Source organism: Pyxidicoccus fallax (assembly GCF_012933655.1).
Classification (GTDB): Bacteria; Myxococcota; Myxococcia; order Myxococcales; family Myxococcaceae; genus Myxococcus; species Myxococcus fallax.
The window spans coordinates 16,256-42,970 of record NZ_JABBJJ010000072.1 but is presented as its reverse complement, the minus strand read 5'-3'; the positions used below and the strand labels follow the sequence as shown (position 1 = coordinate 42,970).

General features: G+C 71.2%; 20 protein-coding genes. 11 read left to right on the top strand and 9 right to left on the bottom strand.

The window, feature by feature from the left end; all coding sequences use genetic code 11:
- Nucleotides 1-83: 83 nt before the first annotated feature.
- On the top strand, nucleotides 84-1,400 hold the full coding sequence (locus HG543_RS17315; RefSeq protein ID WP_169345891.1) for a lipopolysaccharide biosynthesis protein: 1,317 nt from the start codon (nucleotides 84-86) through the stop codon (nucleotides 1,398-1,400).
- Between the two features lie 216 nt (nucleotides 1,401-1,616).
- Nucleotides 1,617-2,234: a sugar transferase gene (locus tag HG543_RS17310; protein ID WP_343073382.1), complete on the top strand. Its 618-nt coding sequence runs from the start codon at nucleotides 1,617-1,619 to the stop codon at nucleotides 2,232-2,234.
- On the opposite strand, the gene HG543_RS17305 is transcribed toward HG543_RS17310, so the two are convergent.
- From HG543_RS17305 to HG543_RS17295, 3 genes are all read right to left on the bottom strand, one after another.
- A complete protein-coding gene (locus HG543_RS17305; RefSeq protein WP_169345889.1) occupies nucleotides 2,222-3,355 on the bottom strand; it encodes a DegT/DnrJ/EryC1/StrS family aminotransferase in 1,134 nt (377 codons plus the stop codon). The genes HG543_RS17310 and HG543_RS17305 overlap by 13 nt on opposite strands.
- A 120-nt stretch (nucleotides 3,356-3,475) precedes the next feature.
- Nucleotides 3,476-4,687, bottom strand: a complete 1,212-nt coding sequence (locus tag HG543_RS17300; protein WP_169345888.1) for a glycosyltransferase — start codon at nucleotides 4,685-4,687, stop codon at nucleotides 3,476-3,478.
- A 99-nt stretch (nucleotides 4,688-4,786) separates the two neighbouring features.
- The gene (locus HG543_RS17295) at nucleotides 4,787-6,052 is read right to left on the bottom strand and encodes a hypothetical protein (protein ID WP_246357100.1); all 1,266 of its coding nucleotides are present in this window, start codon (nucleotides 6,050-6,052) and stop codon (nucleotides 4,787-4,789) included.
- 206 nt (nucleotides 6,053-6,258) lie between these two features.
- On the opposite strand from HG543_RS17295, the gene HG543_RS17290 reads away from it, so the two are divergent.
- Nucleotides 6,259-7,230: a GNAT family N-acetyltransferase gene (locus HG543_RS17290; protein WP_169345886.1), complete on the top strand. Its 972-nt coding sequence runs from the start codon at nucleotides 6,259-6,261 to the stop codon at nucleotides 7,228-7,230.
- On the opposite strand, the gene HG543_RS17285 is transcribed toward HG543_RS17290, so the two are convergent.
- Complete coding sequence (locus HG543_RS17285) at nucleotides 7,221-9,101, bottom strand: polysaccharide biosynthesis protein (RefSeq protein WP_246357099.1); 1,881 nt, start codon at nucleotides 9,099-9,101, stop codon at nucleotides 7,221-7,223. The two genes, HG543_RS17290 and HG543_RS17285, sit on opposite strands and share 10 nt — an antisense overlap.
- A 312-nt stretch (nucleotides 9,102-9,413) precedes the next feature.
- Here HG543_RS17285 and HG543_RS17280 point away from each other — a divergent pair, with 312 nt between their 5' ends.
- Both HG543_RS17280 and HG543_RS17275 read left to right on the top strand, forming a co-directional pair.
- A complete protein-coding gene (locus tag HG543_RS17280; RefSeq protein ID WP_169345884.1) occupies nucleotides 9,414-10,277 on the top strand; it encodes a hypothetical protein in 864 nt (287 codons plus the stop codon).
- 124 nt (nucleotides 10,278-10,401) lie between these two features.
- On the top strand, nucleotides 10,402-11,649 hold the full coding sequence (locus HG543_RS17275) for a right-handed parallel beta-helix repeat-containing protein (protein ID WP_169345883.1): 1,248 nt from the start codon (nucleotides 10,402-10,404) through the stop codon (nucleotides 11,647-11,649).
- 8 nt (nucleotides 11,650-11,657) lie between these two features.
- Here the strand turns inward: HG543_RS17275 and HG543_RS17270 are convergent, their stop codons facing one another.
- From HG543_RS17270 to HG543_RS17260, 3 genes are all read right to left on the bottom strand, one after another.
- Nucleotides 11,658-12,776 (bottom strand): aldo/keto reductase, encoded by a 1,119-nt coding sequence (locus tag HG543_RS17270; protein WP_169345882.1) that lies wholly within the window; start codon nucleotides 12,774-12,776, stop codon nucleotides 11,658-11,660.
- A 133-nt stretch (nucleotides 12,777-12,909) separates the two neighbouring features.
- The gene (locus tag HG543_RS17265) at nucleotides 12,910-13,638 is read right to left on the bottom strand and encodes a laminin G domain-containing protein (protein ID WP_169345881.1); all 729 of its coding nucleotides are present in this window, start codon (nucleotides 13,636-13,638) and stop codon (nucleotides 12,910-12,912) included.
- Between the two features lie 36 nt (nucleotides 13,639-13,674).
- Nucleotides 13,675-15,498 (bottom strand): apiosidase-like domain-containing protein, encoded by a 1,824-nt coding sequence (locus HG543_RS17260; protein WP_169345880.1) that lies wholly within the window; start codon nucleotides 15,496-15,498, stop codon nucleotides 13,675-13,677.
- A gap of 172 nt (nucleotides 15,499-15,670) precedes the next feature.
- Here HG543_RS17260 and HG543_RS17255 point away from each other — a divergent pair, with 172 nt between their 5' ends.
- The 3 genes from HG543_RS17255 to HG543_RS17245 all read left to right on the top strand — a co-directional run bounded on the left by HG543_RS17255 (nucleotide 15,671) and on the right by HG543_RS17245 (nucleotide 19,196).
- Nucleotides 15,671-17,344, top strand: coding sequence for an amidase (locus tag HG543_RS17255; RefSeq protein WP_169345879.1), 1,674 nt, complete (start codon nucleotides 15,671-15,673; stop codon nucleotides 17,342-17,344).
- A gap of 84 nt (nucleotides 17,345-17,428) precedes the next feature.
- Nucleotides 17,429-17,710 (top strand): glutaredoxin 3, encoded by a 282-nt coding sequence (grxC, locus tag HG543_RS17250; RefSeq protein ID WP_169345878.1) that lies wholly within the window; start codon nucleotides 17,429-17,431, stop codon nucleotides 17,708-17,710.
- Between the two features lie 217 nt (nucleotides 17,711-17,927).
- The gene (locus HG543_RS17245; RefSeq protein ID WP_246357097.1) at nucleotides 17,928-19,196 is read left to right on the top strand and encodes a GAF domain-containing sensor histidine kinase; all 1,269 of its coding nucleotides are present in this window, start codon (nucleotides 17,928-17,930) and stop codon (nucleotides 19,194-19,196) included.
- Here HG543_RS17245 and HG543_RS17240 read toward each other — a convergent pair.
- Nucleotides 19,152-19,802 carry a cobalamin B12-binding domain-containing protein gene (locus HG543_RS17240; RefSeq protein WP_211193985.1) on the bottom strand — a complete coding sequence of 217 codons (651 nt, stop codon included), beginning with the start codon at nucleotides 19,800-19,802 and terminating at the stop codon, nucleotides 19,152-19,154. The two genes, HG543_RS17245 and HG543_RS17240, sit on opposite strands and share 45 nt — an antisense overlap.
- 126 nt (nucleotides 19,803-19,928) lie before the next feature.
- On the opposite strand from HG543_RS17240, the gene HG543_RS17235 reads away from it, so the two are divergent.
- The 3 genes from HG543_RS17235 to HG543_RS17225 are packed head-to-tail and all read left to right on the top strand — an operon-like array spanning nucleotide 19,929 to nucleotide 23,354.
- Nucleotides 19,929-20,582 (top strand): Isoquinoline 1-oxidoreductase subunit, encoded by a 654-nt coding sequence (locus HG543_RS17235; RefSeq protein ID WP_169345876.1) that lies wholly within the window; start codon nucleotides 19,929-19,931, stop codon nucleotides 20,580-20,582.
- A complete protein-coding gene (locus HG543_RS17230; protein WP_169345875.1) occupies nucleotides 20,579-21,040 on the top strand; it encodes a (2Fe-2S)-binding protein in 462 nt (153 codons plus the stop codon). Before HG543_RS17235 ends, HG543_RS17230 begins: the two co-directional genes overlap by 4 nt.
- Nucleotides 21,041-21,050: 10 nt before the next feature.
- Nucleotides 21,051-23,354, top strand: a complete 2,304-nt coding sequence (locus HG543_RS17225; protein ID WP_169345874.1) for a xanthine dehydrogenase family protein molybdopterin-binding subunit — start codon at nucleotides 21,051-21,053, stop codon at nucleotides 23,352-23,354.
- A gap of 28 nt (nucleotides 23,355-23,382) precedes the next feature.
- On the opposite strand, the gene HG543_RS17220 is transcribed toward HG543_RS17225, so the two are convergent.
- Nucleotides 23,383-26,577 carry a PAS domain-containing protein gene (locus HG543_RS17220; protein WP_246357101.1) on the bottom strand — a complete coding sequence of 1,065 codons (3,195 nt, stop codon included), beginning with the start codon at nucleotides 26,575-26,577 and terminating at the stop codon, nucleotides 23,383-23,385.
- Nucleotides 26,578-26,715 lie beyond the last annotated feature (138 nt).

Sequence of the window (26,715 nt, the reverse complement as noted above, 5' to 3'; positions counted from 1 at the left end):
GGGCGGCTGGGCCGGGAGCGCTTCTCCGCGGACGCGGCGGCCATCCGGCTCGCCGAGGTGCTCCAGCGCACGGTGGGCACGGCATGACGCGGCGCCGGTCGGCGGGGAGGAACTTCGCGTGGACGCTCTCGGCGGGGCTGGTGTACGCGCTCGCCCAGTGGGGCGTGCTCGTCCTCTTCGCGCGGCTTGGCACGGTGGAGCGCGTCGGCGAGTTCGCGCTCGGGCTCGCCATCTCCGCGCCGGTGATGCTGATGGCGCGGATGCAGTTGCGCGCGCTCCAGGCCACCGACGCGCGCGAGGCGTACGGCTTCGAGCACTACCTCGGGCTGATGGCGCTCAACGCCCTGGGGGGCGTGGTGCTGTGCGCCGGCATCGCGCTGGTGGCGGGGTACTCCGCACGGGCCGGCGTCGTCATCACCCTGCTGGCGGTGGCCAAGGGCTTCGAGTGCCTCAGCGACGTCTTCTACGGCGCCCTGCAGCGCGCGGAGCGGATGGTCCTCATCGCCCGCTCCCTCATCGCCAAGAGCGTGCTGTCCGTGGCGCTCGTGGCGCTCGCGCTGTGGGCCACGGGCAGCTCGGAGGTGGCGGCGGCGGCGCTGGGGCTGTCCTGGGCGCTGGTCCTCTTCCTCTTCGACGTGCCCGCGTACCGCAGGGAGTTCGGCGGCGCGCGGCCCTGGCGCCGGTTGTGGCAGGACCCCTGGCGGGAGCACGGCACGCGCCTGCGGAGCCTGCTGGGGCTCGCGTACGTGCTGGGAATCGTCGCGCTGCTGGGCTCGCTGCGGCCCAACATCCCGCGCTACCTGCTGGAGTCCCACGCCGGCCCGGCGGAGCTGGGGGTGTACGCCGCGCTCGCGTACTTCTCGGCGCTGGGCGGCCGGGTCGTCCAATCCCTGGGGCAGGTGCTGAGCCCCCGGCTGGGGCGCTACCACGCGGCGGGAGACGCGGGCCGGTATGGCCGCGCGCTGCTGGGCTTCGTGGGAGGCGCGGCGCTCGTGGGCGTGTGCGCCATCGCCGGGGCGGCGCTGCTCGGGCGCCCGGTGCTGACGCTCTTCTATGGGGCCCCGTATGCGCGCAATCTCGATTTGTTCACCTGGCTCATGGTGGCCGCCGCGCTGGAGTACGTCGGCGTGAGCCTCCAGGCCGCGCTCACCGCGGCGCGGGAGCTGAAGGGGCAGATGCTGATGCTCGTCGTCTCCGTCGGGGTGGTGGCGCTGGCGGGCCTGTGGTGGGTGCCCTCCGCGGGCCCCCTGGGGGCGGCCTGGGCCCTGTCGGTGGGCTGGCTCGCGGAGCTGGGCTTCAGCGGGTGGCTCGCGCTGCGCTCCTGGCGGCGGCTGGGACGTGGGGAGAGCGCCCCGGTGCCCGGTGCGCCGGTGTCGCCCGGCGCGGACTCGGTGGCCTGAGCGGCCGTGCGCGTGTCCCGGGCGGTGTTGGGCCGCGACACCACGCCACGTCTCGCGGACGGGTGGTGGGGAGACGAGGGGGAGGCCACGTTGTCACGAAGCGAACCTGCCATTGGAGGAAAGACCATGTTGCGACCGGTTGGGACGACACTCCCTCACGCGAACCCGCGGACGTTGGCCGGACGGAAGCCGCGACAGGCGGGGAGGGCGCTCCTGGTGAAGAAGTGCGTGGACCGGGTGGCCGCCGCCACGGGGCTGCTGGTCCTCGCGCCGGTGATGGCCGTGACGGCGCTGGCGGTCCGCGTGTCCATGGGCCGCCCCGTCTTCTTCCGCCAGCAGCGCCCGGGCCTGGGGGGACGGACGTTCCAGCTCGTGAAGTTCCGCACCATGCTCGACGCGCGGGACAAGGACGGCCGGCCCCTGCCGGACGCGCAGCGCCTGACGCGGACCGGGAAGTTCCTGCGCTCGGCGAGCCTGGATGAGCTGCCACAGCTGTGGAACGTGCTGCGCGGCGACATGAGCCTGGTGGGGCCGCGCCCGCTGCTCATCGAGTACCTGTCGCGCTACTCCCCCGAGCAGGCGCGGCGCCACGACGTGCTGCCGGGCATCACCGGCTGGGCGCAGGTGAACGGGCGCAACGCGCTGGACTGGCCGGAGCGCTTCAAGCTCGACGTCTGGTACGTGGACAATTGGAGCCTGTGGCTGGACGCGAAGATTCTCGGGATGACCGTCCTGCGCGTCCTGCAGCGCCAGGGCATCTCCCCCAAGGGCCGCGCGCTGATGTACCCGTTCATGGGCAACGGCACGCGGCCCGAGGAGGCTCAGCGGCCCTGATGCACCGCCCTCACGACCTCCACCACCCGGGCCAGCTCCTCCCGGGTGAGGTTGGAGCCGGAGGGCAGACACAGGCCGTGCTCGAACAGGTCCTCCGCCACCTGGCCGCCACGGCAGGGGAAGGCGGAGAACACCGGCTGCAGGTGCATGGGCTTCCACACCGGCCGCGCCTCGATGTTCTCCCGCTCCAGCGCGAGCCGCACCGCCTCGCGGTCCGCGCCGAAGCGCGCCGGGTCGAGGGTCACCGTCGTCAGCCAGCGCGTGTGCCGTCCCCACGGCGCCTCGGGCATGAAGGTGACTCCCGGCAGGCTGGAGAGCGCGCTCACGTAGTACGCGTGGTTCGCCCGCCGCGCGGCGACGCGCTCCTCCAGCACCCGGAGCTGCGCGCGGCCGATGGCGGCCAGCACGTTGCTGAGCCGGTAGTTGTAGCCCACCTCGGAGTGCTCGTAGTGCGGCGCCGGGTCTCTCGCCTGGGTGGACAGCTTGAGCGCGTGGCGGATGAGCGTCTCGTCGGAGGAGACGAGCATCCCTCCGCCCGACGTGGTGATGATCTTGTTCCCGTTGAAGGAGAAGATGCCCGCGCGGCCCAGCGTGCCCGGGTGGCGGCCCTTGTACGTGCTCCCCAGGGCCTCGGCCGCGTCCTCGACGACGGGCACGCCGTGGCGCCCGCAGGCCGCGAGGATGGGGTCCAGGTCCGCGCTCTGCCCGTAGAGGTGGACCACGACCACCGCGCGCGGCAGCCGCCCGGCCCGGGCGCGCGCCTCCAGCTCCTCGCACAGCAGGGCGGGGTCCATGTTCCACGAGGCGCGCTCGCTGTCGATGAAGACGGGCGTCGCTCCCAGGTAGCGGATGGGATTCACCGACGCGGAGAAGGTGAGGGTGCTCACCAGCACGTCATCGCCCGGGCCCACGCCCACCAACTGTAGCGCGAGGTGGAGCGCGGCCGTGCCCGAGCTCAGCGCGAGCGCGTACGGCGCTCCGACGCAGCGGGCGAACTCCTCCTGGAAGGCGTCGACATGGGGCCCCAGCGGGGCAATCCAGTTGCTCGCGAAGGCCTCGTCGACGTAGCCGCGCTCGAGCCCTCCCAGGTGCGGCGAGGACAGGTAGATGCGCTGGGGCATGGGGGTCCCTCCTGCAAGGGGCTCGGCGGCCCCGTCGGTTCGTCCAGGAGCCTGCACACCGTGGCGCTCGCCTGCCCTGGGCCGGCGAGGAGGGGCAACTGTCCAGTTCCGCGGCGCCGCTCACCCGCCCAGCGCGCGGAAGACGCGGCTGGCCACCGCGTCCCACGAGCGCGCCACCGCCGCGGCGTGGATGCGTCGCTCCATGTCGGAGCGGCCGGCCTCGTCCTGCCGGGCCGCGTCGTCCAGCACCTCGGCGAGCCGGTCCACCGTCAGGGGACTCACCGCCCAGCCGGCGCCCGTCTCGCGCACGTAGTCGAGCAGGTCGGGCGGCCCGCCCGCGATGACGGGGCGGAGGAAGGCGCGGGCGAGCTGCGCGGTGCCGCTCTCGTGGCGGATGTGCTCGTCGTAGAGGTTGAGCACCGCGTCCGCGGCGCCGAAGTACCGCGCGTGCTCGCCCACGGGGATGAAGCCGGGCACCATCCGGACGCGCTCCTGGAGGCCCGTCTGCTCGCGCAGCGCCTCGAGCTGACGGTAGGAGACGTCCCCTTCCGGGCCAGCGACGAGCAGCTCCCACGCCGGGCTGCGCGCCAGGGCCTCGAAGACGAGGCGGAAGCACTTGTCCGCCCGCAGGGTGCCGAAGGCGAGCGCCACCTTGCGCCGCGTGTCCAGGCCCAGCGCGGCGCGGGCCTGGGCCCGCTTCATGCGCGGCACCTGGTCCGGATGGGGGGCGCCGTAGGGGAGCACCTCGACCTTGTGCATGTAGCGTCGCTCGGGGTCCACGTTCGCCACCAGGTTCTCCCGCATGCCGGGCGCGTGGACGAAGGCCCGGTCCACGCTGCGCAGGATGTGCCGCGCGAAGGGGCGCGCCAGCAGCTTGTAGGTGGCGGCGACGGGCGACGCGTGCTTCAGGTTGAAGTTGGTGTCGTGGAAGATGCACACCTGCCGGTGGCGGCGGCGCGCTCGCGCCAGGTGCGCCGCCAGCGAGATGTACTCGAAGGTCTCGAACAGCAGCGGCGGCGAGCCCAGGTGCTGGTGCACGCGCCGCAGCTCGCTCAGCAGGTTCGCCTGGCGCTGGAGCCGGTGGGTGCCCCACGCGACATCCCCCAGGCGTCCCAGGCGCTCGCGGTACGCCGAGCGCGAGGCGAGCGCCGCGTCCCCGCCGACGGCGTGGGGGACGAGGGGCGGGGGATAGGTCACGCTTCCGCGCAGCCCGAGGACGTGGACCTCCACGTCGAGCCGCGAGAGCGCCTCACCCAACCCGGTGAGATAGGACTGCTGGTGGCCCGAGGGCTGGAACGCGGACGGGCTGAAGATGAGCAGGCGGTTCGGCATGGCGCGCAGTCCACAGCGGCCACGCCGAACCGCCAAGCGCACCGCGGGGCAGCGCCGGGTCCTGTGCCTACCAGTTCCCGGCGCCGCTCCGCTTCGTGACTACTGACCCAGCAGCTTCGCGTTGAGCGCGCCGTTGCCGTAGAACGTGCTGTTGTTGCCCACCTTGTGCGCCTCCAGGCGGCGCTGGAGGTTGGCGTCGTAGCGGCCGAGCTTCATCAGGCCGTCGTTGAACCAGCCGTTGCCCGCGCCGGAGCCGTCCACGTACTCGGCGTACTTCGTGGCCGAGGGCCAGATGACGGTGTTCAGCGTGGCGGTGAACTTGCTGATGTCGTCGGCCGTCCACTCCATGCCGGCGTCATGCGCCTCGACGATGTAGGCCATCACACCGTTCGCATGAGACACATCCTGGCCCGGGCGGGCAGTGGAACCCCAGATGGCGCTCCAGTAGTACGCCGCAGAGGACGTGAGGCCCGGCTTGAGCTGCTGGCGCAGCGACGACGTGGAGTTCGGCAGGTCGCGGTTGACGTTGTTGAAGACCTGCAGGTACTGGGCCTTCTTCGTGGAGTCCGTGGTCATGCGCGACAGGTCCATCGCGATGAACGCCCAGTGCGCCGCCATGTGCGTGCGGTTGCGGTAGATATGCGAATTGGCGCCGCGCTTGTGCCACTTCTCGAAGATGTTCTTCTCCGTGAAGGCCAGCAGCTTGTCGTACTGCGCGCGGTAGGTGGGATTGTCATACAGCGCGGGCGTCTCGCGGATGACGCGCAGCATGCGCGTCACGTAGCGCCAGCAGTAGCTCTCGAAGAGAGGCACTTCCTGGCCGACGGTGTCGGAGCGCGCCGAGGCCCAGCCCAGGTACGAGTCCTTGAAGGAGCTCTTGGGCAGCGAAGACGACACCTTCGCGTTCTTGACCATGTTGTTGACGTAGAGGAGCGCGCGGTCCATGTACTGCGTCTTGCCCGTGGCGCGGTACATCGCGGTGTTGCCGTCGATGGCGTAGCCCAGGTTGTAGAACTGCCAGCTGTCCAGCGAGTTGCTGCGCGGCAGGTAGTCCGCGGTGTGCTCCGCGTTCCAGCGGCCGAGGAAGAGCTGCTCCCAGGCGGCCACGGTGCGCAGCGGAGCGGTCGCCTGGGCCGTCAGGGTCCGCGACTCTTCGGTGGTGGATTCAGAGGGAGGCACCTGGTCGGCCAGCGAGCCAGTCGGCCCGGCGGCGTCCTCGGTGGGCGCGCCCGAATTCACATCGACAACGGCGGCGACCTCATCACCGTCGGGCGTGACGACCCGACCGGAGTCAGGGTCGACCAGCTCGGCGTTGGGGTCGCACGCCATCGCGAAGGTGACAGCGAGAGCCAGGAACGAGGACATGGCAAGGCCACGGGTGCTTCGACGACAGAAGTCCAACATCAATTGTGTCCTTGGGGGAGTAGTCCTCCGCTCGCGCGGATGACTACTCTGCAATGGGAACGCCGGAGTGCGTTCGTTGGCGAATGGAACGTGTGATGACAAACCAAATTCCGGCGGAGGCCCGTACCGCGAGGCACGGGCTGCCCGCCCGGAGGTGGTGCGAGCCCATGACGAAGACGCTGCGTGCGGTGCTGATGCCGGACGGAGGAGAGGCGGCGGGGTCGGCTGACTACTTCCGCTCGCCGCACCACCTGCGCGCCGAGGGCGTCACGCACACGCTCGTCATCGACGGCGGTGGGCGCGGGTCGGTGCGGTTGCCGCTCATCGTGCGGCCCATCGAGGGGACGCCGCACGGCGACGCGGTCTCTCCGTATGGGTATCCAGGCGGGTTGCTGTGGGGACTGAGCGAGGTGCCGAAGGAGGCGGTGGACTGGGCGGCCACCGGACTCGTCAGCATTTTCGTGAGGGACCGCGTGCGCGGGCCGCGCTGCTTCGCGGGGGCAACCGAGCGCAACGAGGTGTTCTTCATCGACCCTCGCCTGCCCATCGAGTTCCGCGAGATGCACCAGCGGCACGCGCGACGCAACGCGCGGGAGGGCTTCGTCAGCGCGTATGAGTTGGCGCGCGAGGCCTCGGCCGAGGCGCGCGAGGGCTTCAAGCAGGCGTACCGGCAGACCATGGTCCGCGACCAGGCACACGCGCGGTACTTCTTCTCGGACGCCTACTTCGAGGAGCTGTTCTCCTCACCCGCCGCGTGGCTGCTGACGACGCGGGCCCCCGACGGGCAGGTGGCCGCGGCGGCGGTGTGCGTCATCAGCGACGAGGTCTTCCACTACTACCTCGGCGGGACGGCGGACGCGTATCGCGCCCGCTCGCCTGCCAAGAACCTCTTCGTGGCCATGGCGGAGCTGTGCACGAAGCTGGGACTGCCGCTGCACCTGGGGGGCGGGATGCAGCCGGGCGACGGGCTCGAGGCCTTCAAGCGGGGCCTCGCGAACTCGAGCTCCCGCCTGTACACCCACGAAATCGTCTGCCAGCCGGAGGTCTACATGCAGCTGACGGGCGGCCGCGCGGACAGCGGTTACTTCCCCGCCTACCGCGCGGCGCCCGCCCAGGCGCTCACCGACGCTCAGCCCTGAGACTTCGAGGGGGTGTACGTCGGGATGAGGGTGCGCAGGGTGTTCGTCACGGCGGGCGTGTCACCGGCGCGCGCCGCCCGCCACAGCCGCTGCAGCCGGATGTGGAAGTCCGCGGGAGGCGCGGGGCTCTGCGCCACCTTGATGCGGTTGCGGATCTGCTGGGTGCGCTCCTCCTCCTCGCTCAGCAGCGTCTCCGCGAGCTTCTCGCCCGGGCGCAGCCCGGTGTAGACGATGGAGATGTCCTTGTCCGGCACCAGGCCCGCCAGGGAGATGGTGTTGGCGGCGAGCTCGGCGATGCGCACGGGCGCTCCCATGTCCAGGATGCACAGCTCCCCGTAGCCGCCCAGGCCCGCGAGCACCACGAGGCCCACCGCCTCCGGAATGGTCATGAAGTACCGGGTGCAGTCCGGGTGCGTCACCGTCACGGGCCCGCCGCGCTGAATCTGTCGCTTGAAGATGGGCACCACGCTGCCCGCCGAGCCGAGCACGTTGCCGAAGCGCACGGCGGTGAAGGCGGTGCGGGAGTGGCCCGCGAGGTCCCTGACGACCATCTCCGCCAGCCGCTTGGAGGCGCCCATGATGGAGGAGGGGTGGACGGCCTTGTCCGTGGAGATGAGCACGAAGCGCTCGGCGCCGCAGGCGTGCGCCATGCGCGCGACGTTGAGGGTGCCGAAGACGTTGTTCTTGATGGCCTCCTCCGGCGCGTCCTCCATCAGCGGCACGTGCTTGTGCGCGGCGGCGTGGAACACGTACTGCGGCGCATGCTTGCGGCCCACGCGCATCATCCGGGCCATGTCCCGGATGTCCGCCACCACGGCCGACACCGGCAGCTTCGGGTGGCGCTCCTGCAGCTCGCGCACCAGCAGGTACAGCTCGTTCTCGTTGATGTCCACCAGCACGAGCGACTCGGGCTCGTGCTCGGCGACCTGGCGCGCGATTTCGCTGCCGATGGAGCCCGCGCCTCCCGTGACGAGGATGCGGCGGCCGGTGACGAGCCGGTGTACCTCCTCGCGGTCGAACGAGACGGCGTTCCGGGGCAGCAGGTGCTCCGGACTGAGGTCGTGCAGCATCGCGGAGGTGATCTTCTTGTCCAGGTAGATGAACGAGGCGGGGACGATCTTGAACCCGACGTTCAGGTTCCTGCACAGGTTGAGGATGTGCTGGATGCGCTGCGAGGGCAGGTTGACGATGGCGATGAGCACCTGGCTTACCTGGTGCTTCTTCACCAACTCCGGCAGCATGTCGATGGGGCCGAACACCCGCCTTCCCCCGAGGAGGGTGCCATGCTTGGCCGGGTCATCGTCCACCAGCCCGACGACGTGCCACGGGCTGCCGGGCACACCGCGCAGGTCTCTCAGGAGGAGGTCTCCGGCGCCGCCCGCCCCGACGATGATGGCGCGCTGGGTGCCGAACCTGCGGGCGCGCTGCCGGTCGAGGTACCACAGCCTCGCCATCCGCGGGGCATAGCGGTGGACCCCCATCACCGCGGTGGTGAGGAAGAACTCGATGCCGACCACCGAGAGCGGCGCCCGGGTATGCAGGACGCTGGACTGGAGCACCTCGAAGCCGAGCGTGGCGAGCGCGTTGGCGCAGATGAGCCGGCCCGCCTCGCTGAGGCCGGAGGTCTTGAACGACCAGCGGTGCAGCCGGAACACCACCAGGGCGCCCAGGCGCAGCAGGAGCAGCAAGGGAAGTCCGTTCAGGAACGCCCACTGCCACCGCGTTGGCATCCGCCCATCGAAGCGCAGCAGCATCGCGCAGAAGAGCGCACCGGTCGTGATGACCGCGTCCAGCAGGAGTACGAGTAGCGGACGGAACCAGAGCGAGCGTCCCGGACCGCCGACCCGTTGCACCGGAGCGTGTCCGGCCATGACAGGAGTGCTTTCAACCATTCCTGGTGACATCCTCCCTTCCTTCTTCTTCGCGGAGCCCGGCCCCCGGCCCCCGGCCCCCACGGCCGGGAGGCGCCAGGGGGCGCTTCCAACGATTGCCGCGGAAGGTGGAGCGTGCGGACGCCGGCTCCAAGCTGCCCTGGAGCGCCTCCGTTCGGGGGACGAGGCGGCACTCGCCGACGGACACTTGGCGGCACTCGCGGGCGGACACTCTCCTGCCCTTGGCGTCCAGTCGCCCCAAGGCCTCTCGCGACCCACCTGGGAGCGGTGGTCGAGAAGGTCGAGGGGTGCATGTCCAATACTCAGTTGCAGGAGGTCGCTGACGCGGTCCTCCCGGTCATCACGGAAGAAGAACTCGCGAGGTATCGAAGGGAGGATGGCGCGCGCGTCATCCAGCACGCCGGGCACTACTGGGAGGAGGTGGGGGCGCCCGGGTTCTTCCAGCCGGTGAACCTGCTGGCGCCGCTGACGCCGGAAGAGGCCACCCGGCCGACGCCGCTGAGCTGGGGCTACCGTGCGGCCCTGGCGCCCCAGGATGCGGGCGCCGCGAATGGCTCCGTCCCCATCGTGCGGCTGAAGGACCTCGCGAGCTATGACATCGGCAGCCTGTCTCCGAACCGCAGGAACAAGCTGCGCAAGTGCTGGCGGCTCGTGCGAATCGAGCAGCTCACCAGCTCCGAGCTCCTGGTGGAGCAGGGCCATGAGCTCGTGCTCGAGGCGCTCGCACGGACGGGCCACCGCAGGCCGCCCTCGAAGGAGGAGTTCGTCACGGAGGTGAGGCGGTACCTGGAGGGGGGCTACGGGTGCATGCTCGCGGGCCTGGTGGACGGCAGGCTGGGAGGGTTCCTCACGGGATACGCCGTGGACGGCGTCGCGTATGGGCTCAACGCGTACTACGCCACCTGGGCGCTGCCGACGAACATCTCGACCGGGCTCATCTTCGAGTTCGCGCAGCTCTGCCGTAGGAGCGGGAGGGTGCGGACGCTCGTGGGAGGGCTCCACGCTCCCGAGTCGCCGCAGCTGAGCCAGTTCAAGGACGACATGGGGTTCGTCGTGGACCGCATCCCGAGCCGGTGGAACATGCACGCGCTCGCGCGGGCCTTCATCCGCTGGCGCCGTCCCCACGCGTACTACCGGCTCACCGGTCAGGCCTGACGTCCTCCCCTCGCATCCCCGCGAAGTGTTGGCGCGTGGTCAGCGGCCGGCACTCGCGGGGAGGTAAGCAGAGAGGCGGCGCGTGGCTAGCCTCTCTGGCATGGGCGGGAAACGCCCCGGGAGGATGAGTCCTATGTGCGGTGGGCGCGAGGTCGTCGCCAGGGCCACGGGCCTTGCGGTGCTGCTGACGGTGTCATCCGCCGCGTGGGCGGACGCGGGAGGGAGCGCGGCGCTCCGGGTCCGGTGCGGAGACACCATCACCCGGAGCACGCGGCTCACCCATGACCTCGCGTGTCCGGGCACCAACGGCCCCGCGCTGCGCGTCACCGGGGCGGGCGTCGTGCTCGACCTGGGAGGCCACACCGTGCGCAGGTCCGGTCCGGACACCGGCTTGTCCGAGGGCATCCTCGTCGAGGCCGACAGCACGGTGCGCAATGGCACCATCCGCGGGTTCTCCTGGGGGTACATCGTCGACTCGGGCCAGGACGTGCGGCTGACCCGGCTCACGTTCGTCGACAACGGGATCGCCGTGTACAACCGCTATGGCAGCTTCACGACCCTCACGCTCACGGACTGCCGCGTGCTCCGCAACCGCGTGGGGCTGACCAGCGAGCAGGACGCCAGCAACGGCACGTTCGTCGTGCGCACGTCGCTCTTCTCCGGCAATCAGGTCGTGATGAGCGCGAACTGGCACGACATCGAGGTGGAGCGTTCCACCTTCCAATCCAACGCGCTCGTGTTCTGGTGCCCCTACGGCAACGTCACCTTCCGGTCGAGCCTGCTGTGGCGCAACGGCGTCGTGGGCGAGGTTCCGCTCGGGGAGTTCGGCTACGGCGCCTGCTCCGAGGCGCGGTTCTTCGACACGGTCATCGCGGACAACGGCGCCCTCGCTCCCGAGACAAGGCGGGCCTGGGAGCCGCTCAACCTCGTGATTCGCGACTCGTGGGTCGTCGGCAACGGCACGGGCCTGGAGGCCCGGGTGAGGACGCTGGACGTGCGGCGCACCCAATGGTGGGACAACGGGAGCGGGCTGTGGGTGGCCGAGCCCTCGGATTACTACCCGCCCTCGCTCACCGGAGAGGTCCGCGACAACCGCTTCCTGCGCAACCGGGGCGACGGCCTCCTCGTGACGTACCCCGGCACCCTCACCGTGGCCGGCAACATGGCCCTGGGCAACCAGGGCTGGGGCATCAACGCGCCGGGCGTCATTGACGGGGGCGGCAACGTCGCGCGGAGTAACGGTGCGGGTGACTGCCTCGGCGTCATCTGCGCGGCCTCGGCCGGCCCGCACCTCTTGGCCGGGCCGGAGACCGAGGCCCCGGTGCCGTTCATCCCCAACGGAGGGTGGGTCCCCGTCGAGAGCGCCCGGTAGGCCGCGCCTCAGGGCGCTTGGAGCGGCCCGCGGAAGCCAGCCGGCTCCGCGCGCACCGTCGTGCCGCCCGCGAGCATCCCCCGCGTGAAGAAGGGGTCCTCGAAGAAGACGTACGGGTGCACCCGCTCGGGGCGGCTCGCCGCCTCCAGCCTCGCGGCGAGCGCGGGGGGCAGGGTGAAGTCGAGCGCGCGCAGGTTGTCCTCGAGCTGCGCCAGGCGGCTGGCGCCGATGATGGTGGAGACCACGCCCGGGCGCGTGGCCACCCAGTTGAGCGCCACCTGCGCGGGCGAGCGCTCCACCTCCTTCGCCACCGCGAGCAGCTCCTGGAGGATGGCCCAGGGCCGCTCCTGGAGGAACTTGTCCGCCACGGGGTTGCCGCTCGCCAGGAGCGCGTGGGCGCGCCCGTCTCCCTTGGGCCTGGCGCCCTCGCGGGTGTACTTCCCGGTGAGGAGCCCACCGGCCAGCGGGCTCCACGGGGTCATCGCGGCGCCCAGCGCGAGCGCGGCGGGGAGGTGCTCGCGCTCGATGTTGCGCTCCGCGAGCGAGTATTCCAATTGCAGCGCGGCGATCCGCTCCCAGCCGTGGCGCTCCGCCAGTGTCTGGGCGCGGGCGAAGTACCACGCTGGCACGTCGGACAGGCCGAGGTACCGGACCTTGCCCTCGCGCACGAGGCCGGTGAGCGTCTGCATCACCTCCTCCACGGGCGTCAGGCCGTCCCAGACATGGAGCCAGTACACGTCCACGTAGTCCGTCTTCAGGCGGCGCAGCGAGCCTTCGAGCGCGCGGAGGATGTTCTTGCGCCCGTTGCCGCCCGCGTTGGGGTCTCCGGGAGAGGTGTTGGCGGAGAACTTGGTGGCGATGACGGCGCGGTCCCTGCCGCCGTGCTTCGCGAAGAAGTCGCCGATGATGCGCTCGCTGGAGCCGGACGTGTACGCGTCCGCCGTGTCGATGAAGTTGCCGCCTGCCTCCAGGTAGCGCGCCAGGAGGCGGTGGCTGTCCTCCTCGGTGTTGCCCCAGCCCCAGTCGGGGCCGAAGGTCATGGTGCCCAGCGCCAGCGGGCTCACCCGCAGGCCCGTCTGGCCGAGCAGGTGGTACTTCGCCAGGGACTCAATCAGCTGCGTCGTCATGCCGGTTCTCCCATCCGTGGTGATGGGCGCTGAAGCGCGCCCATCGCGTCGCTACGGATAGGGGAGGGCCCTCGCGAGAGCAGCCCGGTTCTTGCTCCGGATTCTTGCGAGGGCCCGGCGCGCGGCGGCCGAATCAATCGAGGTTGAAGTACACGTCGTCGATGGCGCCGTGGAACTGGTCGTTGTTGGTGCCCGTGCCCTTGGCGCCGATGCTGACGGGCTGCCCGACGGGGCTGATGTCGTAGGTGGCGGAGATGAGCGCGCTGCCCCGGGCGATGTTGTCGATGAAGATGGTTACCGTGGAGCTGGTGCGCTGGCAGGAGACCTTGTGCCAGGCGCCATCCGCCACGCCCACCGACGCCTTGACGACGATGGCGTCGGCGCCGCCCGTGGTGCGCAGCACGCAGCTTGGCCTGCCCGTGACGGCGTCATCGAGCTGCAGCTTCCACTGCGGCGTGTTGTAGAGCCCCTTCTGCACGATGTTGGAGCCGTGGTCCGCGCTCAGGTCCGCGAGCGTGAGGCGGACCCTGGCGCCGAAGGTGAATGGGGCGGTCCCCGGGTTCAGGTCGGCGGCGTCCGGGGTGGTGATGTCGGCGTGAGGGCAGCCCGTTCCCGAACACACCGCGGGGAACCGCACGCCCAGCCCCTCGTAGCCCGGAACGGTCGACACCGTGCCCCCGTTGGCCGAGTGCACCGTGCCCGTGTGGCCCTTGCCGCTGTCGTCCACCACGGTCGTCACCGGGCTGGTCGCCGTGTCGAACCGGTACCGCAGCCGCTGGCTCACCGCGCCCGCGACCGTCGGGCCGAACAGGAGCATCGCCATCGCCGCGCTCGTCACCGCCTGTGTCCTACGTGCTCTCATCGTCTCTCTCCTCGTATCCATTGAATCCTCCATGACTCAGCGGTGGTAGACCTCGATGCCGGACAGGTTGGCGGTGCCGCCGGACGTGGCGAGGTTCAGCGCGCCGTCCATGACGGACACCGTCCACGGCCCCAGCCGCTTCCACTGGCCGGGGTTGCCGCTCACGTAGTCATCCTGGACGAGCACGCCCTCCACCCGCACGTCGAACGTCTTCGTCGCGTTGTCCTCCCACACGTAGAGGTACACGTCGTAGGAGCCCGAGGGCACCGCGCCAATCGTCACCGCCGCCGTCGTGCCGTAGATGCACGAGCGAATCATCTGCGCGCGGGCGGCGTCCGTCGCCGGCACCAGCGGAATCGTCTGGTCCTCGAAGCGCGTGCCCGACAGGGTGAGGTTGGGCGCGCCGCTGCTCGCCTCCCAGCTCCGCCCGTCGATGGTGAGCGCCGGCCCGCCCAGGTTGACGAGCCGGAAGGGTGTGCCCGACGGCGTGGTGCTCGCGCGCTCCGCCACCAGCACCGCGTCCGAGGAGCCCGAGGGCCACGTCAGCGCCCGCGTCCCACTCCCCGCGTACGTGCCGATGAGCGTCTTCGCGCCGCCCACGCCCGGGTTCCACCACGAGAGCTTCACGCTGGCGCCGCCCAGCGCCGCGAGGTTGACCACGATGTCCGAGCGCGTCGTCGGGAAGTACGCCAGGGCGAAGCTGGCGTCGCTCGCCGTGGCGGAGACCGCGTAGTCGAGCCCGCCGTTGGTGGTCGTCGAGCCGTAGCCGCTCGTCAGCAGCTTCGCGGTGTTCCCCGCGCGGTGGTCCGGCCGCAGCAGGTGCGTCGGGGAGCCCGCCAGGAACGTTCCCAGCCGCTGGATGTCCGTGGCCGACACCGCCGGCAGGCCCGTCGTCTTCCACGCCGAGTCGAGGTCCCAGACATTCTCATGGCCATAGGCGAAGCCCACGCCGCCGCTGAGGAAACTCCACCACGCCTGCGCGCGCAGGCGCCGGCGGTCGAGGATGGGCGAGCCCGTGCGCGCGTCGTAGTACGACTCGGGCATCACCACCGGGCGCACCGTCGCGCGGTTGTAGTCCGTGAGCACGTAGCTGTACGTCGTCTCCGGCGAGTACGCGAAGTGCACGGTGTGCCACGTCTGGCTCTCGAAGAACCTCGCGGACGAGTTCCTCCGCTTCGCGTGGTACGACATCAGGTGCCGGATGGACTCGTTGGCGAGGATGGCGTTCGCCATGGCGTTGGTCGCCTCGACGCGGTCGCTCGTGTCCATGCCCGCCGGAACGCTGGCGACGTCGCCCACCGGGTCGTTGTCCCCGCCCAGAATCCAGAAGAGGTGGGGCTTGCCACCGAAGCGCTTGCCCAGGAACGTGCCGTACGCCGTGGCCGCGCTCGTCGTCATGTACGGGCGCCAGTCCCGGCCGCCGTAGCCGTACCAGGACACCGCCGCCGCCACCTGGATGCCGCGCTGGCCAGCCTGGTCGATGACCCACTCGACGTGGTCCCAGTAGTCGTAGCCGCTCGCGTCCGCGGGGTTCGTCGTCGCCACCGAGGTGATGGCCGGTGACGCGGGGTTCATGTTGTTGAAGGGCGAGTCGCCGTAGAAGTTCTTCGTCCCCCACTCGCTCGGCATGGGCAGCAACATCATTTGAAGGGTGTTGAAGCCCTTCGCCTGGCGGTCGTCGAGGTACTCGAGCACGTCCGCCTGGCTCAGCCGCGAGGCCAGGCCCCACGGCGTGTCCGCGAGGTACGTGAACGGCGCGCCCGTGGCCGTGACGAGGTGGCGCTGATTCGTGCTCGCGCGGATGGGGTAGTCCGCCAGCGTGAGGGCATGGGCCGCGACGGCGGCCTCCGAAGTGTCCACTTCTGGCTCGAGTCCTTCAGGACCACACGCCGCCAGGGTGAGGAGTCCCAGGGCGAAGAGCCGCGGTTGCCAGCGTCCAGGAGGTGAAATCAAGAGAGCTGTTCCTTGCAGGGAAATGCAGGAAATACCTATTCGCTTTCTGGAGCAAGCCAGGGCGTTAGGCTGCGGAGCCATGACCTACCAACGGAGTCCGGTGAAGGCGCCCCGCGTGTCGGGGATGGCGCTCAAGGCGTTCGTGAACGCGCTGGAGAGCGGAGTCGGCTCGGTGGTGCTGGAGAAGCTGGTGCGCGACAGCGGCATCGAGCGCTGGCGCGAGCTGTCCGCGGGAGACGCGCCGCCGCTCCAGTTCCCGCTTCCGCCCGGCGCGCCCGGCGCGGAGCCCCAGGCGCCCATGGAGCAGGCCGCGCGCGCCATCGCCGCGGCGCCTCCTCCGGGTGAGCGCGCGACGGTGGCCGCCTACGTGCGCGCCTACCGCGAGGGCGGGGTGGACCCCGTCACGGTGATGCGGCGGCTCCACGAGTCCATCGACCACCTCGACAGCGGGAGGGACCGCCTGGGCCTCTTCGTCTCGCGCAAGCCCGACGAGGTGCTCCGGGCCGCGGAGGCGTCGGCGGAGCGGCTGCGCGCGGGCCGGCCGCTGAGCGTGCTCGACGGCGTCCCCGTCGTCCTGAAGGACGAGGTGGACCTGGCCGGCTTCCCCACCACGCTGGGGACGAAGTTCCGCGACCAGCTCGCCGCCGTGGACTCCACGGTGGCCGCGCGCCTCAAGGCCGCTGGCGCCATCATCCTCGGCAAGGCCAACATGAACGAGATTGGCATCAACCCCATCGGGCTGAACCCGCACCACGGCGCCGCGCGCAACCCGTGGAACCGGGGCCGCATCACCGGCGGCAGCTCCAGCGGCTCGGGCGCCGCCGTGGCCGCGGGGTTGTGCCCGCTGAGCATCGGCGCGGACGGCGGCGGCTCCATCCGCATCCCCGCCGCGCTGTGCGGCATCGTCGGCCTCAAGGCGACGTGGGGCCGCATCCCCGAGACGGGCGTGCCGCCCCTGTGCTGGAACGTGGCCCACGTCGGCCCCATGGGCCTCACCGTGGACGACGTGGCCGCCATGTACGCGCTCGTGTCCGGGCCGGATGGACACGACATCGTCGCGGAGACGCAGCCGGCGCATCACCTGTCCGGCTACGAGAACGCGGACCTCACCGGCGTGCGGCTCGGCATCTGCTGGCCCTACTTCGAGGATGCCGACGCCGACGTGGTCGCGCGCTGCAGGGACGCCGTGCGGGCGCTCACCGAGGCGGGCGCCACGGTGGTGGAGATTCCCGCGCCCGACCTGAACACCGTGCTGTGGACGCACAGCTGCATCATCCTCAGCGAGATGGCGGAGGCGATGCTGACGCACGTGAAGACGCGCGCGTCGGACTTCGGGCTCGACTCGCGCACCAACCTCGCCATCGGCCGGCACTTCCGCGCCACGGACCTGGTGCATGCGCTGCGGCACCGGCACCGGCTGACGCGCGAGCTGCTGTCGCTCATGAAGGACGTGGATGTCCTCGTCACGCCGACGACGGCCACCACCGCGCCGGTGATTCCCGAGGCGGCGCTGCCCGACGGCGAGTCCAACCTCCAGGTGGTGGACGCGCTGATGCGCTTCGTGCGCGTGGCGAACCTGACGGGCTTCCCCGCGCTGTCCGTGCCCGCCGGGTACGATCGCGCGGGCCTGCCCGTGGGCGTCCAGCTCACCGGGCGGCCATTCGAGGAGCACCTGCTGCTGCGCCTGGGGCGCGTGGTGGAGCGCGCCACCGAACACCGCAGGCCGCCCATCCACGTGAGCGCCCTGCGGTAGGGGGGCAGGCAGGCGGACGCGCGGGGCTGGCACCGCGTGCCTAGCTTGGTTGGGCACCTTCACCGCCGTCCGGAGAACGCCCACATGGCCCAGGTCACGATGTACACGAAGACGTACTGCCCCTACTCGAAGCGGGCCCGCGAGTTGATGCGCTCCAAAGGGGTGGCCTTCGAGGACATCGACGTGACGGAGGACGAGGGCCGCTTCGCGGAGATGGTCGAGCGCTCGGGCGGGGAGACGGTGCCGCAGGTGTTCATCGGCGGCCGTCTCGTGGGCGGCGCGGACGACCTGAACGCCCTGGACGCGCGTGGTGAACTGGACGTGCTGCTCGGGAGGGAGGACGGCGCCTCCCCGAGCCCCGCCTGATGACCTTCGAGAGTACGCCTCGCTCATGGCGCGGCACCTCGTGCGCCCCCCCCGCCCGAGGGAACCCGGCAGGCGGAAGGAACCCGCGGCTGCTCGCCGCTGGTCCACTCCCGGGAGCCGACCCATCTCTACGTGAAGGCTGGCGTCCGTTGGCGCCAGCACGGGAGGAGTGCGTCGCGGGGGGACCATGGCCGCGCCTGGAGACCTTCAGAACATCTTGCGCTCCCCCGAGCGCCTGGACGCCCTGCGCCTCACGGCGCTCATGGACACCGAGGCCGAGGAGGGGTTCGACCGCCTCACCCGCCTGGCCTGCCGCATCCTGCGCACGCCCATGGGACTGGTGAGTCTCATCGATGAGCGCCGTCACTTCTGCAAGAGCTGTATCGGCCTGCCGGAGCCGTGGAAGAGCCGGCGCGAGATTCCGCTCTCGCACTCGTTCTGCAAGTACACCCTGACCGCGGGCAGACCCCTCGCAGTACCAGACACCCGCGGGGACCCACTGCTCCGGGACTGTCTGAACGTGGAGGCGCTGGGCGCGGTGGCCTACCTGGGCATTCCCCTCACCCGCCTGGGCCAGTCGCTGGGGGCCTTCTGCGTCCTCGACACCGTACCGCGCCGCTGGACGGCCACCGAGGTGGACATCCTCCAGGAGCTGGCGACCTGCGTGATGACGGAAGTGGAGCTGCGGGTGGTGCGCGCGCTGGAGCGGGCCGCCCAGGCGGAGCTCTTGAAGGTGCGCGAGGGCGTGCGCGCGCGGGACGAGTTCATCTCCATCGCCGCGCACGAGCTGCGCACGCCCCTGACGCCCCTGAAGCTGCAATTGGAGACGCTGCGCCGCGGCGTGCGGGCCGCCGGCATCGAGGACCCCAAGCTGCTGCACCACCTGGAGCGCTCTGGCGCCCAGGTGCAGCGGCTGACCCAACTGGTGGAGCGCCTGCTGGACGTGTCGCGCGTGGCCACGGGGCGGCTGGGCCTGCTGCTGGAGGACGTGGACCTGTCCCGCCTGGCCGCCGACGTGACGGACCGCTTCCGGGAGGAGGCCGAGGCGGCGGGGTGCCGCCTGGAGACCCACATCCAGGACACGGTGCGGGGCGTGTGGGACCAGCTCCGCATCGAGCAGGTCCTGTCGAGCCTCCTGTCGAACGCCATCAAGTACGGCGCGGGGCGTCCCATCGCGGTGAGCGTGGAAGGGGATGGCGAGCTGGCGCGCCTGTGCGTGAGGGACCAGGGCATCGGCCTCGCGAGCGAGGACGCCAGCCGCATCTTCGAGCGCTTCGAGCGCGCGGTGTCCGCCCGGCGCTACGGCGGCATGGGACTGGGCCTGTACGTGGCGAAGCAGATTGTCGAGGCCCACGGGGGGACCATCGTCGTGCGGAGCCAGCCGGGGAAGGGCTCGACCTTCACCGTGGTCCTTCCCACACACCGGGTGGCGGCCACCGGCTCACCCGGGGTGGAGGGCTCCGCCGACCTCGCCTCGCGTCAGTGACAGCATCTCCGTGGTGGAGCGCAGCACCTTCCAGGCGCCCGGAACCTCGGGCGTCAGCGACGAGGCCACGCGCCCGCCCACCACGAGTGGAATGTGGGGCGCCGCGGCGTGCACCTGCTCCAGCGTGCGCCTCGCGCCGAGGACATTGTCGGGCATGGACACCGACAGCCCGACGAAGAGGGGCTGCTCGCGGGCGACGAACGACGCCAGGTCACCGGCGGGCGTGTCCGCGCCGAGGAAGCGCACATGCCAGCCGTCGAGCGCCAGCACCTGCGAGACGAGCCGGGCGCCGAGCACGTGGCGCTCGCCGGGCACGCAGGCGACGACGGCCCGGGGACCTCCCTGATGCCAGGCCAGCCCCGGCAGGAGGTGGGCGAGCAGCTCGCGCAGCAGCTCCGTGGCCGCGTGCTCCTCCGCCACCGTGGCGCTCCCGTCACACCAGCGGTTGCCCACCGCCTCCATCACGGGCCGGGCCAGCGCGTCCACGAGGAACGGGGCTCCGCCGTGCTCCATGTACCGGTACACCGCGTCCAGCACCGTGCCGCGACTGCCGACGAGCAGTGCGTCCGCGATGGCATTGGGGGGAGGAAGCCACTGGGTGGACACGACGCCGACCTCCTTGGGGCACGATGACATCAATGAAACGTTCGTACTGATGGCGTCCCTTGCAAAGGGGGGGCCCCGGAACATTCGGCTTGTCGCCGGGGGGGCAGTTGCTGGAGCCTTGCCGGGATGCAGCCATCTCTCCAGGTCATGGCTTCGCTCGTCGTCCTCCTGGTGGTGGGAGGATGCCGGCGTGAGCCCGAGGCGGGCACGGCGCGGAAGCAGGCGCTGCCCCAGGTCGCAGACAACGCGCTCCGCGCCCCAAAGGACTTCGCGGTCATCGAAGACACGGGGGAGCGCTCGAAGGCGCTCTTCCTCGAGGCCAGCCGCGTGCTCCTCCACCCCCGGTGCGCCAACTGTCACCCCAGCGGGGACGTGCCGCTCCATGGCATGAACGGGCAGCCGCACGACCCCCCGGTGGTGCGAGGCCCCGGTGACAAGGGTGTCGTCGGCATGGAATGCACGAGCTGCCACCAGGACCGGAACCTGGCGCACGCGCGCGTGCCCGGGGCGCCCAACTGGCACCTGGCGCCCATTGAAATGGCGTGGGTGGGCAAGAGCCCGGCCTACATCTGCGAGCAGCTCAAGGACCCGAAGCGGAACGGAGGCAAGACGTTGGCGCAGATTGTCGAGCACAACGCCCACGACGAGCTGGTGGGCTGGGGCTGGGAACCGGGCCACGGGCGTGAGCCGGCGCCGGGCACCCAGGAGCAGTTCGGCGCCATCGTCGCCGCGTGGGTGGAGACGGGCGCGCGGTGCCCCAGCGAGGAGGACCGGCCATGAGCATCCGCGTGCGTGTCAACGGAGTGGAGAAGGAGCTGGAGGTCGACCCGGAGATGCCGCTGCTCTGGGCGCTGCGCGACGTGCTCGGCCTCACCGGCACGAAGTTCGGCTGCGGCCAGGCGCTGTGCGGCGCGTGCACCGTGCATCTGGACGGTCAGGTGGTCCGCGCGTGCGTGACGCCGGTGAGCCGCGCGGCGGGACGCGCCGTCACCACCATCGAAGGGCTGTCGCCGGACGGCAGCCACCCCTTGCAGAAGGCCTGGGTGGACCTGGGCGTGCCCCAGTGCGGCTTCTGTCAGGCGGGGCAGATCATGACCGCGGCGGCGCTCCTGGCGAAGAAGCCGAAGCCGACGGACGCCGACATCGACCAGTCGCTGGCCGGCAACCTGTGCCGGTGCGGCACGTACAACCGCATCCGCGCCGCCGTGAAGAAGGCGGCGGGCGTGTCCGAGGAATAGGGAGGACGCCATGAAACAGCGGCTCCAGTTGATTTCCCGGCGCTCCTTCCTCGAGGGAATGAACCTCGCGGTGGGCGGACTCACGCTCGGCCTCTTCTCCGCCGACGCGCTCGCGAACGAGCCCTCCGGACGCATGGGCCCCAAGCCGAAGACGTCCTCCGAGGCGGAGGAACGGAGCGCGCCCGGGCTCAACCCGAACGCCTTCGTCCACGTGGCCCCGGACGGCACCGTCACCATCGTCTGCCACCGCTCGGAGATGGGGCAGGGCATCCGCAGCTCGCTGCCGGTGCTCATCGCGGACGAGCTGGGCGCGGACATGGCGCGCGTGCGCATCGTCCAGGCGGACGGCCACCCGAAGTACGGCGACCAGAACACCGACGGCTCCAACAGCGTGCGCGGCATCTACGAGGAGATGCGCCGCGCGGGCGCCACCGCGCGCACCATGCTGGTGGCCGCCGCGGCCCGGCGCTGGAAGGTGAAGCCCGAGGACTGCGAGGCGCGCGAGCACGCCGTGTTCCACCGGGGCAGCCAGCGGACGCTGGGCTTCGGCGAGCTGGCGGGCGAGGCGGCGAAGCGGGCCGTGCCGAAGCCCGCGGACGTGAAGCTGCGGCCGAAGTCGGAGCTGCGCCGCGTGGGCAGGGAGTTGCCGCTCCTGGACGGCCCGGCCTACGTCAACGGCACCGCGGTGTTCGGCGCGGACATCAAGCTGCCGGGCATGCTCATCGCGATGGTGGCCCGTCCCGCCGTCATGGGCGGCCGGGTGGTGAAGTACGACGCCACTCGCGCGCTCGCCGTGCCGGGCGTCAAGCGCGTCATCCAGCTGCCGGAGCCCAAGCCCCCGTACACCTTCCAGACCTGGGGCGGCATCGCCGTGCTGGCGGAAAACACCTGGGCGGCGATGAAGGGCCGCGCGGCGCTGGACATCACCTGGGACGACGGGCCGAACGTCTCGTACGACTCGCGCAAGTACCGCGACGAGCTGGTCGCGTCCGTCCGCGCGCCGGGCACGACGGTGCGCAACGTGGGTGACGTGGACGCGGCGCTCGCGAAGGCCGCGCGCGTCGTGGAGGCGGAGTACCACGTCCCCCACCTCGCGCACGCGCCCATGGAGCCGCTCGTGGCGCTGGCCCGGGTGGAGGGCGACACGTGCGAGGTGTGGGCGCCCTCGCAGCACCCGCAGGCGGCGCGCTCGGTGGCGGCGGGCGTGCTCCAGGTGCCCGAGGACAAGGTCCAGGTCCACGTGACGTTCCTGGGCGGCGGCTTCGGGCGCAAGTCGAAGGCGGACTTCGTCGCCGAGGTGGTGTGGCTGGCGCGCGAGGCGGGCGTCCCGGTGCGGGTGCAGTGGACGCGCGAGGACGACCTCCGCAATGACTACTACCACTCGGTCAGCACGCAGCGGCTCAGCGCCGGGCTCGACGAGGCGGGCAAGGTCATCGCGTGGCGGCACCGCACGGCGTTTCCGCCCATTGGCTTCACCTTCACCGGCGCCAACCGGCCGGCCCAGCGGGACTTGCAGCAGGGCGTGACGGACCTGGCGCTGAACGTCCCCAACGTCCGCGCCGAGGCGTGCGAGGCCAACGCCCACGTCCGCATCGGCTGGCTGCGCTCCGTCTACAACATCTTCCACGCGTTCGCGGTCAACTCGTTCGTGGACGAGCTGGCGCAGGCGCGCGGCGTGGACACGCGCGAGATGTTCCTGGAGGTGCTGGGGCCGCCGCGCCACGTGTCGCTCCAGGAGCTGGGCGTTCCCAAGCTGGAGAACTACGGCTGGTCCCTGGAGGACCACCCCATCGACACCGGGCGCATGCGGCGCGTCATCGAGCGCGTCACCACGCTGTCGCGCTGGGACGAGCGCAAGAAGGACGGCCGGGCGCTGGGGCTCGCCGCGCACCGCAGCTTCCTCACCTACGTGGCCGCCGTCGTGTCGGTGGTGAAGGACCCGGAGGGCAAGCTGCGCGTGGACGAGGCCTGGGTGGTGGTGGACGCGGGGACGGTCATCAACCCGGACCGCGTGCGCTCGCAGATGGAGGGCTCGGTCATCTTCGGGATGAGCATCGCCCTGCACAGCGAAATCACCATGAAGGGCGGCGCGGTGGAGCAGTCCAACTTCCGCGACTACAAGCTGGTGCGCATCGGCGAGGCGCCGCGGAAGATCCACGTCGACATCCTGGAGGGCGATGGCCGCCCGGGCGGCATCGGCGAGCCCGGCGTGCCGCCCATCGCGCCGGCCATCGCCAACGCCGTCTTCGCGCTCACCGGCACGCGCGTGCGCGAGCTGCCCCTGTCCCGCACCTTCCAGGCGCTCCAGGTCTGACGCCCGGACGGACCGCTCCCCGAGGCCCTCAGTGCACCGTGGCCTCGGGGGGCCGCCGCATCATGGGCAGCTCCACCGTGAAGGTGGCGCCCTGGCCCGGCTGGCTCCGGGCGCGGATGGTGCCCTGGTGCGCCTCCACGATGCGGCGGGAGATGAACAGGCCCAGCCCCAGCCCTCCGTAGTTGCGGGCGGACACGGCGCGGCCGAACTTCTCGAAGATGCGCGTGAGGTCCTCCGGCGCGATGCCGATGCCCTCGTCGCTCACGGTGAGGCGGGCCCGCTCGCCGCGCCGCTCCACCTGGAGCACCACGGGCCGGCCCGGGCCGTACTTGATGGCGTTGGACAACAGGCCACGGACGACCTGCTGCAGCCGGTGCCCATCCCACCAGCCCACCACGGGCGCGGGGGCCTCGACGACGAGCTCACACGCGGCCTGGGCGGCCTGGGTCCGGAACTGCTCCGCCGCCTCGCGGGCGATGGCGGACAGGTCCACCTCCTCGCGGCGCAGGGGCAGCGTCTCGCCGGTGAGCTGCGTGCCGTCCAGCAGGTCATTGATGAGGGCGGTGAGCTTGCGAATCTGGACCGACGCGCTCTCCGCCGTGCGCAGCACGGTGCACCGGAGCCGCTCCCCGTCGCTGAAGACCTGGGCCTCGCGGGCGAGCGCCTGGAGCTTTATCTGCAGCGGGGTGAGCGGCGTCTTCAATTCGTGGGAGGCGACGGTGAGGAACTCGTCGCGCAGCCGCACCGCCTCCTGGAGCCGGGCCTCCGTCTGCTTCAGCCGCGTCACGTCCTGCAGGGCGAGCACGACGGTGGCCGGGTGGCCGTGCATGGCGGGCAGCGCCTCCGAGTCCGTGAGGAGGTCATACCGCCCGGTGGCGGTGTGCCACACGACGGGGGCGCGGTGCAGTCGCTCTCCGCGCGAGGCGCGGAGGGCGGGAATCCGGTCCGGGGTGAGGGGAACGTCCTCCTCGTCCGTGAGGAGGTACGCGTCGAGGTAGCCCTCCAAGGGAACGTTCAACGGGACGTGGCCCCCTCCCATCCGGTAGGCGGCCTGGTTCGCGAAGAAGATGCGCCCGGTGCCGGGCTCGATGAGCAGGAACGCGACGGGAAGGAGGTTGAGCACCGACTCCAGCCACTGCTGCTGGTTGGTCAGGTGCGCGGCCAGCTCCTCCACCTTCTGGCGGTCACGGACCTGTGACGTCACGTCGATGGCGAAGGTCATGACGGAGTCCACCCGGCCCCCGGCGTCGCGCAGCGGCACGAAGGCGAGGTCGAAGGCCCGCTCCTCGGAGATGCCGCGGCCCTGGTAGTCCATCCGGATGGGCTGCTCCCGCAGGAAGAGGGGCTTGCCGGACGCGTACACGTCCCGGGCGGCCTGGCAATAGAACTCGATGTTCCGGTTGCGCTTCGCGAGCGCCACCAGGGACTGACCGGTCAGGTCCACCCCGGCCGCGAGCCGCTGGTAGATGGGATTGACCAGGGTGAAGACGAGGTCCGGGCCGCTGAACAGGCCGATGGAAGCCGGAATGCTCATCAGCACGTCGTAGAGCCGTGAGCGCTGGGCCTCCACCTCGGCCTCGGCCCGCTTGCGGTCGGTGATGTCGTGCACCAGGGCGACGAAGCCCTTCACGTTGCCCCGCGCGTCCCGCGTGGGGACGTACGTGGACTGGACATGCAGCGTGCGCCCGTCCTGGAGCGTCAACGCGCTCTCGTAGTTGACGGTCTCCCCGGCGAGCGCCTTGCGCATCCAGTCCTTCATGTGGGCGTACCCCATCTCGCCCGACAGCCCCCGGATGCACTGGCCCACCAGCGCCTCGGGGTCCTGACCGAACCACGTCTCGAAGGCCCGGTTGCAGAAGAGGTAGCGCTCGTCGCGGTCGACGTAGGCCACCAGGGCGGGAAGCGCGTCGGTGATGGCGCGCAGCTGGTGCTCCCGCACCCGGATGAGCTCGCGGCTGTGCTCCAGGGCTTCCCGCGTGCGCATCCGATCCGTCACGTCCCGCTGCGTGCCCCAGACGCGGACCAGCCGGCCCTGCTCCACCACGCCGACGAGGTTGGCCAGGCGCACCCGCTCCGTGCCGTCGGGGCCGGGCTGGCGCGTCTCCACGTCCACGAGGCGGTAGCCTTCGTGGATGAAGGGCCGGACCGCGTCCTCGACGGCGGCCTTCCCGTGGGTGAGCATCGAAATCATCCGCCACAGCGTCGTGCCCTGCATCTCGGACGGGGACGCGAAGCCCGTCATGCGCGCCATGACGTCATTGGCCTCGGCGACGCGGCTCCGGCTCAGGAGGGCCCGAACCTGCTCGTCCTCGGGCAGGTGCGTGTCGATGGGCGGCTCTACCTCCAGCCGCCAGATGCCTTCCGTGCTCTGGGACACGAAGGTGCGGTAGCGCTCGTCGCTCTCCTGGAGCGCCCGCGTGGTGCGCCGCAGCCCGGCCTCCGCGCGCTTGCGCTCGGTGATGTCCTCGGCGGTGGAAATCCACTCGCGCACGGCGCCCCGGTCGTCGAAGACGGGGACGCTGCGGACGACGACTTCGCGGTACCCGCCATCCTGCGAGCGCAGGCGCAGCTCGCCCTGGTACGGGGCCCGTGTCTCCAGCGAGGTCGTCCACTCCGACACGAAGCGCGTGCGGTCGCTCGGATGGATGGCGTCGAACCAGCCCAGCCCCAGGTGGGCGCCGTGGGACTGCCCGGTGAAGGCCAGCCAGCGCGGGGCCGGCTCCACCAGCTCGCCGCGGCCGTTGGTGGTCCACACCGTCTGGGCCATGGACTCCACCAGCGAGCGGTAACGCCGCTCGCTCATCCGCAGCGCCCGGTGGGCCCGCCGCTGCTCCGTCGTCTCCACCACCGTCAATCCCACGCCCTGCAGGCGGCCGTTCCCGTCGCGGACGGGGTAGTAGTTCACCTGGAAGTCGCGCTCGACGCCGGGCTCCCGGGCCGTGGGGCCCGTCACCTCCAGGCCGAGGATGGGCTGTCCGGTCTCCAGGACCTGGCGGTAGTGGGGCTCGATGAAGGGCCATAACTCCGGGACGACGTCCCGCACCTTGCGGCCCAGGTGGGCCTCGCGCGGCAGGCCATTCATGGAGGCGAGGGCATCGTTGATGTGGATGAACCGGAGGTCCAGGTCCACGAAGCCCAGTCCCACCGGCGCGCAGGCCACCATGGTCTCCAGGAACCCTCGCGACTGCTCGGCGGTGATGCCCTCGATGGCTTCCCTGTCCATCAAGCTTGCGCTCTCTCCCAACACGCGTGTCCCTCCCCGACACCACTTCCAGAGGTTGCGCATTCCGGGAGTCGACCGGGAGCGGAGCGCCGGGATTCGCGGGAGCCGGCGCCTGCTCCCGCGGTCGTGCCAGCCACG

Excerpts from the sequence above, each read along its gene's own strand:
- HG543_RS17315 (WP_169345891.1), top strand. The coding sequence starts at position 84 with ATGACGCGGCGCCGGTCGGCGGGGAGGAACTTCGCGTGGACGCTCTCG.
- HG543_RS17305 (WP_169345889.1), bottom strand. The coding sequence starts at position 3,355 with ATGCCCCAGCGCATCTACCTGTCCTCGCCGCACCTGGGAGGGCTCGAG.
- HG543_RS17300 (WP_169345888.1), bottom strand. The coding sequence starts at position 4,687 with ATGCCGAACCGCCTGCTCATCTTCAGCCCGTCCGCGTTCCAGCCCTCG.
- HG543_RS17295 (WP_246357100.1), bottom strand. The coding sequence starts at position 6,052 with ATGTCCTCGTTCCTGGCTCTCGCTGTCACCTTCGCGATGGCGTGCGAC.
- HG543_RS17290 (WP_169345886.1), top strand. The coding sequence starts at position 6,259 with ATGACGAAGACGCTGCGTGCGGTGCTGATGCCGGACGGAGGAGAGGCG.
- HG543_RS17285 (WP_246357099.1), bottom strand. The coding sequence starts at position 9,101 with ATGGCCGGACACGCTCCGGTGCAACGGGTCGGCGGTCCGGGACGCTCG.
- HG543_RS17280 (WP_169345884.1), top strand. The coding sequence starts at position 9,414 with ATGTCCAATACTCAGTTGCAGGAGGTCGCTGACGCGGTCCTCCCGGTC.
- HG543_RS17275 (WP_169345883.1), top strand. The coding sequence starts at position 10,402 with ATGAGTCCTATGTGCGGTGGGCGCGAGGTCGTCGCCAGGGCCACGGGC.
- HG543_RS17270 (WP_169345882.1), bottom strand. The coding sequence starts at position 12,776 with ATGACGACGCAGCTGATTGAGTCCCTGGCGAAGTACCACCTGCTCGGC.
- HG543_RS17265 (WP_169345881.1), bottom strand. The coding sequence starts at position 13,638 with ATGAGAGCACGTAGGACACAGGCGGTGACGAGCGCGGCGATGGCGATG.
- HG543_RS17255 (WP_169345879.1), top strand. The coding sequence starts at position 15,671 with ATGACCTACCAACGGAGTCCGGTGAAGGCGCCCCGCGTGTCGGGGATG.
- grxC (WP_169345878.1), top strand. The coding sequence starts at position 17,429 with ATGGCCCAGGTCACGATGTACACGAAGACGTACTGCCCCTACTCGAAG.
- HG543_RS17235 (WP_169345876.1), top strand. The coding sequence starts at position 19,929 with ATGCAGCCATCTCTCCAGGTCATGGCTTCGCTCGTCGTCCTCCTGGTG.
- HG543_RS17230 (WP_169345875.1), top strand. The coding sequence starts at position 20,579 with ATGAGCATCCGCGTGCGTGTCAACGGAGTGGAGAAGGAGCTGGAGGTC.
- HG543_RS17225 (WP_169345874.1), top strand. The coding sequence starts at position 21,051 with ATGAAACAGCGGCTCCAGTTGATTTCCCGGCGCTCCTTCCTCGAGGGA.
- HG543_RS17220 (WP_246357101.1), bottom strand. The coding sequence starts at position 26,577 with ATGGACAGGGAAGCCATCGAGGGCATCACCGCCGAGCAGTCGCGAGGG.